Annotated in this window: 8 protein-coding genes; 3 read left to right on the forward strand and 5 right to left on the reverse strand. The window is 51.3% G+C overall.

What is annotated here, in order from left to right; all coding sequences use genetic code 11:
- Positions 1 to 731: 731 nt before the first annotated feature.
- Positions 732 to 1,628, reverse strand: a complete 897-nt coding sequence (locus tag RDN79_RS16070) for a hypothetical protein (RefSeq protein WP_298551259.1) — start codon at positions 1,626 to 1,628, stop codon at positions 732 to 734.
- A 170-nt stretch (positions 1,629 to 1,798) separates the two neighbouring features.
- Between RDN79_RS16070 and RDN79_RS16075 the strand changes: the two genes are divergently transcribed.
- Both RDN79_RS16075 and RDN79_RS16080 read left to right on the forward strand, forming a co-directional pair.
- The gene (locus RDN79_RS16075; RefSeq protein ID WP_298551257.1) at positions 1,799 to 3,163 is read left to right on the forward strand and encodes a sigma-54 dependent transcriptional regulator; all 1,365 of its coding nucleotides are present in this window, start codon (positions 1,799 to 1,801) and stop codon (positions 3,161 to 3,163) included.
- Positions 3,160 to 4,161, forward strand: coding sequence for a PAS domain-containing sensor histidine kinase (locus RDN79_RS16080; protein WP_298551255.1), 1,002 nt, complete (start codon positions 3,160 to 3,162; stop codon positions 4,159 to 4,161). The genes RDN79_RS16075 and RDN79_RS16080 overlap by 4 nt, the downstream gene beginning before the upstream one ends.
- Here the strand turns inward: RDN79_RS16080 and RDN79_RS16085 are convergent.
- A complete protein-coding gene (locus tag RDN79_RS16085) occupies positions 4,127 to 6,511 on the reverse strand; it encodes an ATP-binding protein (RefSeq protein WP_298551253.1) in 2,385 nt (794 codons plus the stop codon). The two genes, RDN79_RS16080 and RDN79_RS16085, sit on opposite strands and share 35 nt — an antisense overlap.
- Before the next feature lie 96 nt (positions 6,512 to 6,607).
- Positions 6,608 to 8,998: a TonB-dependent receptor gene (locus RDN79_RS16090; protein WP_298551252.1), complete on the reverse strand. Its 2,391-nt coding sequence runs from the start codon at positions 8,996 to 8,998 to the stop codon at positions 6,608 to 6,610.
- 79 nt (positions 8,999 to 9,077) lie between these two features.
- Between RDN79_RS16090 and mnmD the strand changes: the two genes are divergently transcribed.
- Positions 9,078 to 9,758, forward strand: coding sequence for a tRNA (5-methylaminomethyl-2-thiouridine)(34)-methyltransferase MnmD (gene mnmD / locus RDN79_RS16095; RefSeq protein WP_298551251.1), 681 nt, complete (start codon positions 9,078 to 9,080; stop codon positions 9,756 to 9,758).
- Here mnmD and trxA read toward each other — a convergent pair.
- Positions 9,753 to 10,067, reverse strand: a complete 315-nt coding sequence (trxA, locus tag RDN79_RS16100; RefSeq protein WP_005637649.1) for a thioredoxin — start codon at positions 10,065 to 10,067, stop codon at positions 9,753 to 9,755. The genes mnmD and trxA overlap by 6 nt on opposite strands.
- 69 nt (positions 10,068 to 10,136) lie before the next feature.
- Positions 10,137 to 13,937, reverse strand: a complete 3,801-nt coding sequence (gene dnaE / locus RDN79_RS16105; RefSeq protein WP_298551250.1) for a DNA polymerase III subunit alpha — start codon at positions 13,935 to 13,937, stop codon at positions 10,137 to 10,139.
- Positions 13,938 to 13,958 lie beyond the last annotated feature (21 nt).

A 13,958-nucleotide genomic window follows, 5' to 3' on the forward strand; every position in this document is an offset into this window, starting at 1 on the left:
CAATGTAGCCGGTAGCCCTGTGAAGGACGAAAGCATACAGAAAACAAGCCCCGGAAGTGATCGACATCTTCGGGGCTTCGTTGGTTTAAGATTTGAATCTTTAAATACTGATTTACCCGTTACTTTTGGCTTGATCCAAAAGTAACCAAAAGATCATGGCCGAACCTGCCTCGCTACTCCGTTCCCTACGTTCGCTGTCGCGTCTGAAACTCGCTTCGCTCAAACAGCAGACGCTCCGGGCGCTCACTGCGGTCTCTGCGCTTAACGCTCACCAGCTTAGGCCGGAGATAGAGCCTGACGGCTCTTTGGGGATGGCCGATACCGCCTGCTTCTCTGAGATTGCGCATCAAGAGAGGCAAGCCTTGTGTCGCAGTCTCTCTTTTGCCGTCTGCTTCTTTGCGATCCCGCATCAAGTGCGGGAACAGGCTTGTCCCCGTGCTCCGCACGGGGCCGCAGAAGAACCGTCGGTATCGGCCATCCCAAGAGAAAGCGGAGCTTTCTAAGAAAGGCCTAAGCGGACGGGCGTCAAGCGGAGGGCGAAGACGAAGCGGCCAGAGCCTGCGCTGTCTGAGCGAAGCGAGTTTCGCAGGCGACAGCGGAGTCTTTGACCGAAGTAGACCGGACGGTTAAGCCTTGAACTTTTGGTTACTTTTCTTTCAAGAGAAAAGTAACAGAATAATCTTGATCTTTTGGTTACTTTTGGATCAAGCCAAAAGTAACAGATAAGATTCTTATTCTGCCCAATGATATGAATCGATCTTTTTATGCCGGCTGACCTGCTCCTTTACTTCCGGGAAGTACCGGGCAAGAATGGCGTATAGCCCCGGATCGTAGGCTTTCAGTTCCTCACGGGTGTTAATCTTATTATGTTTGCCGTCGCCCTCATCCGTATTGACCTCCGCGTTCACGTTAAACCAGTTCTGGACACCTTCCGCCCAATATTCCCAGACATTCGTGGCGGCATAGACGTTTCTCCAGCGTCCTTTCGCTACGGCTGCATCCAAAGAAGCCTGCAATTCGTCGTTGAACTCAGGATGAATCGGGAGGATGCCGGCTCCATGTATGGTGTGGGCGAACTCGTGGATCAGGATATCCTCCGCATGATATTTGTCGATCTGGTAGGCAAGGATATTCTCCTCGGCACAAGTCGAGAAAGGATGTTCGGCATCGCCGCCCAAGCCACGGGCACGCACATCCCAGTTGAGCGTCGTGTCTTTTGCCAGGAAAGCATGTTCGGGAATATCCGTCGTCCCTTCGTAGCGTGCCATGATGCCGATGCGGGTATGCCGGTCGGTCAGCGATTTCATGACCTCGCGTGGAAGTACGTCCGTCAGGGCCTTGATACTGATATAAGCGGCGTAGAAGCAGGAGTCGGGTACACGCCAGGAACTGACGACATGAATGCCGTTCACATTCATATATTTCTTATAGAAGGGATCGAGCTGGAGTTCGGCAGGAGGAGCGGTGATTGCCGGGGTGTCGGTCAACAAGGCGACCGGAGCCGCTTCGGTTGCCGCCGGGCAGGTACATGTGTCGTTGCAAGCATTGTTGGTCTTGACCGCAGGCTGGCAAGCCGTAAGGGCTGCCATGGCGGCAAGGGCTGAAATAAATAGCCGGGATGTTTTCATCGTAATACTGTTTTAAATGGTTGATGTTGTATTTGCCTGTAAATGTATGAAAAAAACGTGTTATTCCGCACAAATTATGTGCAGTATCGCACATACATCCCATCTATATAATACATATCTTTGCCGCGTCAAGGATGATTTCTTACAGGAGATAGAATACAATCAGGAATATGAAGAACGGGAAAATATTGATTATAGATGATAACGAAGATGTCCTCTTCGCGTTGAATCTGTTGCTCGAGCCTTATGTGGAACAGATAAAGGTGACGACACAACCGGAACGGATCGAGCATTTCATGTCGGCATTCGTGCCGGACGTCATCTTGCTGGATATGAATTTCCGGCGGGATGCGATCAGCGGACAGGAAGGGTTCTTCTGGCTCGAAAAGATAAAGGCCGCCGATCCCGATGCCGTGGTCCTTTTTATTACGGCCTATGCCGATACGGAAAAGGCCGTGCGTGCCATAAAAGCGGGGGCGACCGATTTCATTCCGAAACCCTGGGAAAAGGAAAAACTGCTCGCTACCCTTTCGGCCGCCTTGAAACTGCGTGAAAGCCGTACGGAAGTCAATACGTTGAAACAACGGGTCGAGGTTTTGGGAAACCCTGAAGACACCGGCTTTGAGATTATCGGCGAGAGCGATGCCATGCAGGAACTCTTTGCCACGATTGCCAAGCTGAAAGATACGGATGCCAATATCCTGATTTTAGGTGAAAACGGGACAGGAAAGGATCTGATCGCACGTGCCCTCTATCATCATTCGCCCCGCAGCAACCAGGTTTTTGTCAGTATCGATTTAGGGAGTATCCCGGAGCAACTGTTTGAAAGCGAACTCTTCGGATATGAAAAAGGAGCTTTCACGGATGCCCGGCGCGATAAGCCGGGACGTATGGAAGTGGCTTCGGGAGGAACCCTGTTCCTGGACGAAATCGGTAATCTGAGCTTGCCGATGCAGGCAAAGCTATTGACCGCTATCGAGAAAAGGCAGATTCTCCGTTTGGGGGCTACCCGTTCCGTGCCGATCGATGTCCGGCTGGTCTCTGCCACCAATATGAATATCCATGCGATGGTTCAGGAGGGAACTTTCCGGCAGGATTTGTTGTACCGCATCAATACGATCGAGTTGCATATCCCTCCACTCCGCGAACGGGGAAATGACATCTTGCTCTTGGCCGACCATTTTCTGAACCGTTATGCCCGCAAGTATAAGAAAAAGATAGGGGGCCTTACCCGGGATGCGAAAACGAAGTTGCAAGGCTATGCATGGCCGGGCAATGTCCGCGAGCTGCAACATGCGATCGAGCGCGCCGTGATTCTTTCGGATGGCCCCATGTTGAAACCCGAAAACTTTATGCTGCATCCGGCGCCTGCCCAAAAGAAAGGAGAGCCGGACGAACTGAACCTGGGCGTTCTCGAAAAGGAGGCGATCGAACGTGCCCTTCGCCGGGCGGACGGGAATATCACTCGTGCCGCCGAACTGCTCGGAATCACCCGTTTTGCCTTGTATCGTAAACTGGATAAGTTGGGCTTATGAAACGATATGTCCTTTTCCTGAAGATCGGGCTGCTGGTCGGGCTGTCCCTTTCAATAGCCTTTCTGCTCTTGAAGGGGTTGTATTTTACGGCTGTCATGTGTATTGTCATCTTGCTGGGAACCGCTTTATCCCTTTATCAGGACCAGCGGAAAATGCTTCAGAGGATGGAGCATCTGATAGCCAACATCCACTACGGGGATATGAACCTGTCTTTCCCTGTCCCTTCGACGGACGGGCCGGAAGCCAACCTGACACGCGCCATGAATGAAGCGCTTTCCGCTTTTCGGACCCGCCTGTACAATGTGGTGGTGGCGGAGGCGGAGACAGAGGCCTGGCAGAAGCTGATTCGTGTCCTGACGCATGAGATCATGAATTCTATCGCTCCTATCATTTCCCTGTCGGAGACGGTGACGGAACGGGCGACCTCCAACGGCCTGAACGAACGGGATTACGGCATTATGTTGCAAGCCATGCAGACGATACACCGCCGGAGCAAAGGGCTATTGGATTTTGTCGAGAATTACCGGAAGCTGACTCGTATTCCGGCTCCGACACAGCAGTTGTTTCCGGTCTCCTTCCTTTTTGACGATCTGAGGGGACTGTATCCGGCCGGGGCGGTTTCGTTCTCTTTCTCTGTCCGCCCGTCAGACTTGAATATTTATGCGGATCGGGCCATGATTGAACAGGTGTTGATAAACCTGTTGAAAAACGCAGCCGAGGCATGCCGGGAACGTCCTTGTCCCGAAGTCCGGGTGAATGCGTTCAGGCGTGAGGGAGTCCCGGTCATTACGGTATCCGACAACGGATGCGGCATTGTGCCGGAGGCGATGGATAAGGTGTTTGTACCGTTTTTTACCACCAAACAGGGCGGTTCGGGAATCGGCCTGAGCGTTTGCCGGCAGATCATGAACCGGCATGGAGGCAGTATTTCCGTTATTTCGGAAGAAGAGAAGGGGACTACTTTCACTTTGCAATTTCCACAGACGCGTGTGTTGTAGGAGAAAGATATCGGGCGATGATCTTTTTCAACTCCGCCGGCTTGATCGGCTTGGCCGCATATCCGTTGAAGCCGCTTTGTTTGACCCGTTGTTCATCCTCTGCAAAAGCAAAAGCCGTTACGGCAATGATGGGGATGTCGGAATCTTCTTTTCTGATCTCGGCAGTCGCTTCATATCCGTCCATGTCCGGCATCTTGAGGTCCATCAGGATAAGGTCCGGGTGGCGCTCGCGATAGAGCCGGACGGCTTCGTTCCCGTCGCGGGCATGCAATAGGGTATAGTCTTTCAGGACTGCGCGGATCAGTATGTAGTTGCTTTCGTTGTCTTCCGCGATCAGCAACGTCGCTTTTTTCCGATTCGTGTCGTCGGTTACCGTCTCTTCGTCCACCGCCTTCTTTATCGGCTGGGCTTTTATGTCATGGATGACGGAATCCGGCAAAGTGAACCAGAAAGTCGAGCCTTCCCCCAATTCGGATTCCACACCGATCTCGCCGCCCAGTTTCTTGACGATCATCTGGCAAATGGCGAGTCCCAGGCCTGTCCCTTGCGCGAAACTGTTCAGCTTTACGAAACGGTTGAACACGAGGTCTTTCTTCTCCGGTTCGATGCCGCATCCGGTATCACTGACGTAGAATAACAGGTTTTCGCCGATGTGCCGGTAACCGAACCGGATGCTTCCTTCTTTCGTGAACTTGATGGCGTTGTTGATGAAGTTCGTCACGACCTGTGCCAACCGGTTCTTGTCCGACAGGATGATGCAATGAGGCATTTTCTCGACAAATGAAACCTGCACTCCTTCAAGGACCTTCAGGCGGGAAGACTGTTCGATGTCGGATAATAGGGCGTTGATGTCTATTTCGGATTCGATAAATTCCAATGTCCCGGCCTCGATCTTGGCAACGTCCAGAATGTCGTTGATGAGTTGCAGGAGCAATTCGTTGTTGCTGCTGATGATGTTGATATATTCGTCCCGCTCCTCTTCGTTCTCCGCTATGGTCAGCAGATTGGAGAAACCGACGATTGCATTCAGCGGCGTACGGATCTCGTGGCTCATATTGGCCAGGAAAGCCGATTTCAAACGGTCGGATTCTTCGGCCTTGTCTTTTGCTTTTCTCAGCTCTATTTCGTCCTCCTTCTGTTTGTCGATCAGGATCAGTAACTTGTTTTTCAGCTTGCTGGTGCGCAGGTAGAAGTAGAACACCATGATCAGGAACAGCAACAACACGATTGCCACCAGCAGCAGGATCTCGAATTTATACTGGACGAACAATCCGACCTCCGTATTGATTAATACGGAATGCGGGGGCAGTTCTTTTGCCGCGATGTTTCGTTCTTTCAGCTTCTTGGCGTCGAATGTATATGCGTTCGGGATTGTTTCCGCGTCGAGTTTGTCAGGATGTTCTTTCAAAAGGTGGACAGCCTGGCGGGCCAGATCTTTTCCTATGGAACGGTATTGGGGAATGCAGCCTCCGATCGCCCAATGCCCTAATCCGATAGAGGTCAGTGAAAATGTCGGGACTTTCGGGTTGGCCAGCATCATGGTGTAGGTCGCGTTGCCGACATAATATCCGTCGTTGACGTCGACGCGCCAGGTTCCCAGAAGGATGGCGGTTTGCGGAGGCAACTGTTTGATCTCTTCGATAATGTTATAGATGTCGTTCTTACGTCCGTCCAGAGGGATCAAGTCGATCCCGTCTATTTTGCTGATTTCCTTTTTTACCAGCGCCTGAAGAGAAATGCCTCCATAGCTGTTGTCGGTGATCAGCGCAAAATGCCTGGTACTCGGATACAGTTTTCGAACCAACTCTATATTGGCTTTGATATCATAGTTGTAGACAAATCCGGCCAGGTTTCTCTCCTTGCTTTTCAGGTCTTCTATGTTTACGCTTTCGGGATTCCATTCCGCTACATTTATATTACTGTCCGGCAGCAAGACGGCATTCCGGCTGACCATACCGCAAAGTATCGGGATATCCCGGATAATGCTGTCATTTTGGGAAAGGTAGGAAGCCCATCCTTCCTGTCCGAGTATGACAATCAGGCCGGGGCTGTTTTCTCCCTGGTATTTGCTCAGTAACTGCCTCATCCTTTCCTTCCAGAGGGGAGCTTCGGGGAGGCTCTTGCAGTTCATGTTCTCGATTACCACAGGCGAGTTGCCTCCCTGCTTCTTGTACTCTTCCATGAACTCGGAAATGTTTTGTGTCGTATTGCGTGTGTCGGGATTGTAGGAACTGATTATCAGGATGGGATTATTTTCATCCGCATGGACTTGACATGTGAAGAGCAAGTATATGACAGTGAGAAAAAACAGCCACCTGTGCTTTGCTTTGTAGTCTGATGATTTATTCATTCAATATTATTCTATAGCTCCAAAATTATTCCCTTTTGAATCCCGTTCGCAAAAATAGGAATAATATTGATATAAGTTTGCATAAATCAGTACTATTTATAATTCAATCATAAGTCCTATACTGGGCAATAAGGTCCCGGTACGGCGTTCCACGGGCTTCAATTCGTAGCGTTGCCGGTCGAGGGGGGCTTCCGGGTTCAGGATCTTGCCTGTTTTGATATACACGTCCTGTTCTTTATATTTGGAATTCAGGATGTTTTGCAAGTCGATATAAGCTCCCAACATGAACTTTTTCAGATAGAAGGTCTTGTCTATCCGGATATCCAGTTGCGTGAAAGGTTTTAACCGTTCGCTGTTGAATCGGCTGTAGTCGTAATAAAGGCTGCCGCTGGCGTCCCAGGCTTCGACCAAGCTGCTTTTTTCAACATCGTAAGGGGTATAAGGCGCACCGCCCACGACTCTTAGTTTAGCTCCGACATCCCAGTTCTTAGGCAGCGCATAGGTTCCGCTGAAGGTCAAGAGATGGCGGTTGTCCCAAGCTGACGGGATGTATTTCCCGCTCCCGCGTCCGTCCTTGAACTCGCTCCGGACGTAGGTGTAGGAGGCGATAAAAGTCAGTCCTTTATAATTATACCATCGTCCGGTCAGTTCGAGTCCGTATGCTCTTCCGGTAGCGGTCGAGCTGACCGCCTCGTTTCCTAAAACCCCGTAGTCCGTACCTTTGGAGGCAAGCGGAATGCTGTCGACCCATGACATCGGGTACTGGTCGTATTTCTTGTAAAACCCTTCTGCCGAGAATTTCAGATAAGAGGAAGGGCGGTATTCCAGTCCGAGCCCCGCCTGGTCGCTCCTGATATAAGTCAGGCGGTTGTCTTTATTCAGGTAGTTGCCCTCGTTGTCTTTGAATCCGAGAACCGTATAAGGAGGCAATTCGTAATACCTGCCGATGTTCCCGTTCAGATAGACTGCTCCGAATAAGCGGTAGGAAAGGGAGAGGCGGGGGGAGAGCTGGTCCAGGAGGTTGTTCATCTCCGACGAATAATCGTTGGCATCCGTCCGTACGCCTAAAGAAGCGGTGAAACGTTCGTTCTCGCTTTCGTATATGGCTGTGGCATAAAGCCCCCATTTCAAAAGTCCGAGATCCGTCTGGTAGTTGATCACTTTGGGAACTGTGGTGAACTGCTTCTGGTAGGTACGGTTGGTGTAGGTCGCATATTCGAGGTTCCCGCCGACATTCAGCCGGAAGAAAGGGAAACGGAATATATTCTCACTGCGCAGCTTGTTTTCGATCTCGTCCGAACGGTAATCGAGCGTCAGGTTCTCTTCCGAGCTTTCGTCATTATCCCTGTATTTGATATTCCGGTTGTTTAACTGGCTCCGGCTGGCGATCAGCGAATAAATGTTTTTGCCGAAGTAATGTTTGTAAACCGCTCCCAACGTGTATGTCTTTTGCCTGACCACCGGCAGATAGGCTAAGATATACTGGTTCTTTTCGCTCATGTCTTCCATGCCTGTGTTGAGTTTCATGTCGTCGATGGCCCCCAGTCCCAGGATTGTCAGTTCGTTTTTCCGGTCGAATGTATGTTTCACCTTGAACTGTGCGTCTGTAAAGGTCGGCAGGAAAGGCAGTCCGATCATGTCGAACAGGAACTGAAGGTATGAACGGCGGACGGATACCTGGTAAGTCGTCTTCTTCCCGGCCGGCCCGTTGGCTGAGAACCCGATGTCCGAAGCCCCGATCACTCCCCGCAGGGAGAATTTTTCTTTGTTCCCGTCCTGTAGCTTGAAATCAAGGACCGAGCTAAGGGCGTTCCCGCGTGCGGCAGGATAGGCGGCGGAATAGAAATCGACTTCGCGTATGAAGTCCGGGTTAATGATCCCGACCGGGCCTCCGGAAGCTCCCTGTGTGGAAAAGTGGTTGATGTTCGGTATTTCTACGCCATCGAGAAAGAACCGGTTCTCGGACGGTCCTCCGCCTCTGACCATCAGGTCGTTGCGGAAAGCGGCCGTAGACGCCACACCCGGAAAAGATTGCACGACCCGTGATATGTCCCGGTTCCCTCCGGCGCTTTTCTCGATCTCTTTGAACCCGATCACGCGCAGTCCGAGCGGACTTTCTGCCGTCTTGCGGAACGGCGAGGCGACGACGCTTACTTCTTGCAGGCTTTCACTGCTTTCTTCCAGTTCGACCGGAAAGAACATATCCTTGTTGGAAATTCTGAATTCGGCCGTAACCGTTGGCTTATAGCCGATGAAGGAGGCTTGCAGGCGATAGCTTCCGGGAGCGACCCCGGTGATCTCGAATCGGCCGGTCGAATCAGTGACGGTTCCTTCTATCGTATTCCAGATGACGACATTGGCAAAACTGACCGGCTCGCCGTTGGCGGCATCTTTTACGATCCCTTTTATGGAATAGGTTTGTTGGGCCTGCATCATTTGTAAACCCGTAAACAGCAAGAGTAAAAGAAAGATAAATTTCTTGGCCATTCTCAATTCTTGTTAGGGTGCAAAGGTATATAAAAACCGGGATTAAAGACGTACCTTTGCAGGCATATTATAGAAATATATGCAGAACGCAACGAATCATATCAAACGGGAATTGCAGCTGACGGCGGATGGAAGCCATACGCTCTTTATCCCCGAAATGGACGAACACTACCATTCCGTGAACGGCGCCGTGCAGGAGTCGCGCCATGTCTTTATCGAAGCCGGGTTGCACCATCTGGAACGAACCGAAATCACCGTTCTGGAAATAGGTTTCGGCACCGGGCTCAATGCCTTTCTGACTTTGTTGGATGCCGAGGCGCATCAACGGAAAATACATTACTATTCGGTTGAACTCTACCCGTTGGATACGGATGTGATCGGGAGCCTGAATTACGGGGAAATGATTTGTGCCGGACGGAAAGATGTTTTCCTGGCCCTGCATCAGGCGGAATGGAATGTGCCGGTCCCGCTTACGGAGTTCTTCGAACTGCATAAAATACAAGGAGACAGCAATACGTGTGCTTTGCCGGACCGGATCGACCTGGTCTATTTCGATGCGTTCGCTCCCGACAAGCAACCGGAGATGTGGAACCGGGAAATCTTCGACCGGTTGTATGCCCGAACGACCGGAGGCGGGGTTTTGACGACCTATTGTGCGAAAGGCGCCGTCCGGCGCATGATGAAAGAAGCCGGATATGCTGTCGAAAGAATACCCGGCCCCCCTGGAAAGCGCGAAATGCTTCGTGCTATTAAATTATAAAAGAGCTTCGATTTTAGATACGAATGTCGTTTTAGGAGCAGCGCCGACCTGTTTGTCCACTACCTTGCCGTCTTTGAAGAAAAGGACGGTCGGGATATTGCGGATGCCAAACTGCGCAACCACGTCGTTGTTGTTGTCTACATCCATCTTGCCGATCGTAACGCGGCCTTCATATTCGGTGGCCAGTTCGTCGATGATCGGACCGACCATGCGGCAAGGACCACACCATTCTGCCCAGAAGTCAAGGACCATAGGCTTACCAGAGTTTACCAACTCTTCAAAATTTGCATCTGTAATTTGTAGTGCCATATCTTTAATTATGAATTATATATTCGAATTTCGTGCAAAAGTACAAATTCTTTTATACCGCACAAATTACTACCCGTTAATTTTAAAATCCATATTCTCGTTCGTTTGCAAGAATTCGACCAGGTTGCGCGTGACATTGAGCCGTATGTTTTGCGAGAAAAAGTTCTGCATGATGTTGTGCTCGCCGTCCACCACCTTGAAATATAACAGACTTTGTCCCGGATTGTTTTTGATCAGGGTCGACAGTTCGTTTACGGTCGGTTCGTCCAAATCGTGGATCGGGACCGTGATGCTGATCTTTTCGATCAGGCGGTCCTTCTCTTCCTGTAGCAACTGGATGGACCCGATGGACAGGCTCAGGCGACCGGAGTTGTAACGGTCTTCCACACGCGCCTTGATCAGCAGGTACATGCCGCGCTTGCCGAACTTGCTGTAATCGACATAATCCTTGCCGAACAACGCGATTTCGCCGCTACCTGTAAAATCTTCTATCTTGATAATGCCGTAAGGGTTCCCTTTCTTGGTCATCCCTTCGCGGAAGTCCGTCACGATACCGCCGAACAGCAAGTCTTTGCCCACCAGGTTTTCCTTGTCGTTTATTTCCGCCATGCCGGTATTGCATACGTACGTCAATATGATGCGGTATTCGTCCAACGGGTGGGCGGAAAGATAGATGCCGACCAGTTCTTTTTCCTTGTTCAGGCGTTCGAGGTCGCTCCAACGTTCACATTTGGGAATCTCCGGTTTGGCGATGGCGATAAAAGTATCTCCTCCGAACAGGGAGTTGGTCGCCGTGCTCTTGTCCGTCTGGAACTTATTGCCATAGCGAACCAGTGTTTCGAGGAATATTTCCCCCTTCCCGGTTTCGGCAAAGAACTGTTCCCGCTGGATGCCGAAATTGTCGAAAGCACCGGCCAATGCCAGCGATTCGATGTTCTTCTTGTTGCAGGCAGTCAGGTTGACGCGTTCCACGAAATCAAAAATATCTTTGTACGGGCCGTTCTTCCTCCGTTCTTCAATGATATTTTGCACGGCGGCTTCGCCGACCCCCTTCACGGCGCCCAGACCGAAACGGATGTTCTTGTCCTTGTCTACACCGAACTTCAGGATCGACTCGTTCACATCCGGGCCGAGCACCTGGATGCCCATCGCCTTGCATTCGTCCATGAACTTCGTGATATCCACAATGTTCGACAAACTTCGGCTCAGGACAGCGGCCATATATTCGGACGGGTAGTTCGCTTTCAGGTATGCTGTCTGGTAGGCTACCCATGAGTAGCAGGTAGCGTGACTCTTGTTGAAGGCGTAGGAGGCGAACTTTTCCCAGTCGGACCATATCTTCTGCAATGTCTCTTCCTTGTAGCCGTTCGCCTTTCCACCTGCCATGAATTTGGATTTCAGGTGGTTCATCTTCTCGATCAGCTTCTTACCCATCGCCTTGCGGAGGGCGTCGCTCTCGCCACGCGTGAAGTTTGCCAACAGACGCGACAGAAGCATGACCTGTTCCTGGTAGACGGTGATGCCGTACGTGTCTTTCAGATACCGCTCCATGACGGGAATATCGTACTTGATTTCCTCCTTCCCCTGTTTACGGGCGATAAAAGAAGGGATATAATCCATCGGTCCCGGACGGTAGAGGGCGTTCATCGCGATCAAGTCCTCGAACTTGGACGGTTGCAGTTCTTTCAGATACTTCTGCATGCCGGCGGATTCAAACTGGAATGTACCTGTCGTCTTTCCGTCGCAATACAGTTTGTAGGTCGCCGGGTCTTCCAGGCTGATATGGTCGATGTCCAGTTCCTGCCCGGTCGTCAGCCGGATGTTTTCGATCGCTTCCTTGATGATGGACAGTGTTTTCAGCCCTAAGAAGTCCATCTTGATCAAACCGGTCTCTTCGATCACCGAACCCTCATATTGGGTGACGAGCATCTCTTCGCCGGTATCCTTGTCCTTGGCCGTGCTGACAGGTACGACATCCGATATATCGTAACGGCCGATGATGACGCCGCAGGCATGCACACCCGTGTTGCGCACATTGCCTTCCAGCATCTGCGCATATTTCAGGGTGTCGCGTGCCAGCGGATCGTTTCCGGTAGCCGCCTCTTTCAGTTCCGGCACATAATTGATCGCATCCTTCAGCTTGAACTTCTTCATGTCCGGTATCTTGTCCGGGACGAGTTTAGCGAGGCGGTTCGATTCGGAAAGCGGGAGTTTCTGCACGCGTGCGACATCCTTGATGGCCGATTTGGTCGCCATCGTGCCGTATGTGATGATATGCGCCACGCGCTCGGCCCCGTATTTCTCCGTTACCCAGCGGAGCACTTCCCCGCGGCCGTCATCGTCGAAGTCGGTATCGATATCGGGGAGGGAGATACGGTCCGGATTCAGGAAACGCTCGAACAGCAAGTCATATTTGATCGGGTCGATCTTGGTAATCCCCAGGCAGTAGGCGACAGCCGAACCGGCCGCCGAACCACGTCCGGGACCGACCGAAACGCCTAATTCTTCACGGGCGGCACGGATAAAGTCTTGCACGATCAGGAAGTAACCGGGGAAACCCATCGTCTTCATGATATGCAACTCGAAGTTCAACCGTTCCTTGACTTCGTCGGTCAGGTCATCCCCGTAACAGATCTTTGCCCCGTCGTATGTGATCTTTTTCAGATAGTCGGCTTCCAGTTTGATACGGTACAGTTTTTCGTAACCGCCTAATTTCTTTATTTTGTCTCGCGCGGCCTCTTCGCTCAGGACAACGTTCCCGTTTTCGTCGCGGGTGAATTCGTCGAACAAATCCTGTTCGGTGAATTTCCGGCGATATCCTTCTTCCGTCCCGAACTCTTCGGGGATGGCGAAGGTCGGCATGATAGGACCGTGGTCGATGGAGTAGAATTCCACCTTGTCGGCTATCTCCAGCGTGTTGCTGAGGGCTTCAGGAATATCAGAAAAGAGGGTATTCATCTCAGCCGTCGTCTTCATCCATTCCTGTTTGGTGTAGCGCATACGGTTCGGGTCGTCCAGGTCTTTACCCGTACTGAGGCAGATCAGGCGGTCGTGCGCTTCCGCATCTTCCGCGTTGACAAAGTGGACGTCGTTGGTCGCGATCACCTTGATGTTGTGTTTACGCGCCAGTTCTAAGATCACCTTGTTTGCCGTTACCTGGTGGGGGTACACATCCTGTGCGGCGTTCGGATCATGTGTCTCGTGCCGCTGTATTTCCAGATAGTAATCTTCGCCGAACAGGTTCTTGAACCAAAGGACCGATTCTTCGGCCTTGTCTATCCGCCCGTTCAGGATATGCTGCGGGATTTCCCCGCCGATGCAGGCGGAGCATACGATCAGGTCTTCGTGATATTTTTCCAGCAACTCCTTGTCGATGCGCGGACGTCCATAAAACCCTTCCGTCCAGGACAAGGAAACCATCTTGATCAGGTTCTTGTAGCCGTTCAGGTTCTTGGCCAGCACGATCAAGTGCCATCCGCTCCGGTCGTTCTGCGAAGCGAGCTTGCTGTGCCGTCCGAAACGGGCGCAATAGCACTCGCAACCGAAGATCGGTTTGAATATCTTTTTCTTCTCTTCTTCGATCTTTGCCGGTATTTCTTCAAGGCGTGCCTGCTCTTCAGCGGTCAGTTCCGTTTTGCTTTTCAGTTCTTTCAGCTCTTTCTCATACTCCTTGATGGCCCCTAACGGTTTGCCGTTTTTCTTGGATACCTTGTTGAAGAACTCTTTTATCCCGAACATCACACCGTGGTCGGTGACGGCAATCGCCGGCATACCATCCTTTTGCGCTTTGTCAATCAAAGCGTCGATCGATGCTTGTCCGTCCAGCAGTGAATACTGGGTATGTACGTGCAGATGTATAAACGGTTCCATATCAATTCTTAATCTTTTTTA

This window comes from uncultured Parabacteroides sp. (assembly GCF_902493135.1).
GTDB lineage: Bacteria > Bacteroidota > Bacteroidia > Bacteroidales > Tannerellaceae > Parabacteroides.

Bases quoted from the DNA above. Each gene is read 5' to 3' on its own strand.
- mnmD (WP_298551251.1), top strand. From the start codon at position 9,078: ATGCAGAACGCAACGAATCATATCAAACGGGAATTGCAGCTGACGGCG.
- dnaE (WP_298551250.1), bottom strand. From the start codon at position 13,937: ATGGAACCGTTTATACATCTGCACGTACATACCCAGTATTCACTGCTG.
- RDN79_RS16085 (WP_298551253.1), bottom strand. From the start codon at position 6,511: ATGAATAAATCATCAGACTACAAAGCAAAGCACAGGTGGCTGTTTTTT.
- trxA (WP_005637649.1), bottom strand. From the start codon at position 10,067: ATGGCACTACAAATTACAGATGCAAATTTTGAAGAGTTGGTAAACTCT.
- RDN79_RS16070 (WP_298551259.1), bottom strand. From the start codon at position 1,628: ATGAAAACATCCCGGCTATTTATTTCAGCCCTTGCCGCCATGGCAGCC.
- RDN79_RS16090 (WP_298551252.1), bottom strand. From the start codon at position 8,998: ATGGCCAAGAAATTTATCTTTCTTTTACTCTTGCTGTTTACGGGTTTA.
- RDN79_RS16075 (WP_298551257.1), top strand. From the start codon at position 1,799: ATGAAGAACGGGAAAATATTGATTATAGATGATAACGAAGATGTCCTC.
- RDN79_RS16080 (WP_298551255.1), top strand. From the start codon at position 3,160: ATGAAACGATATGTCCTTTTCCTGAAGATCGGGCTGCTGGTCGGGCTG.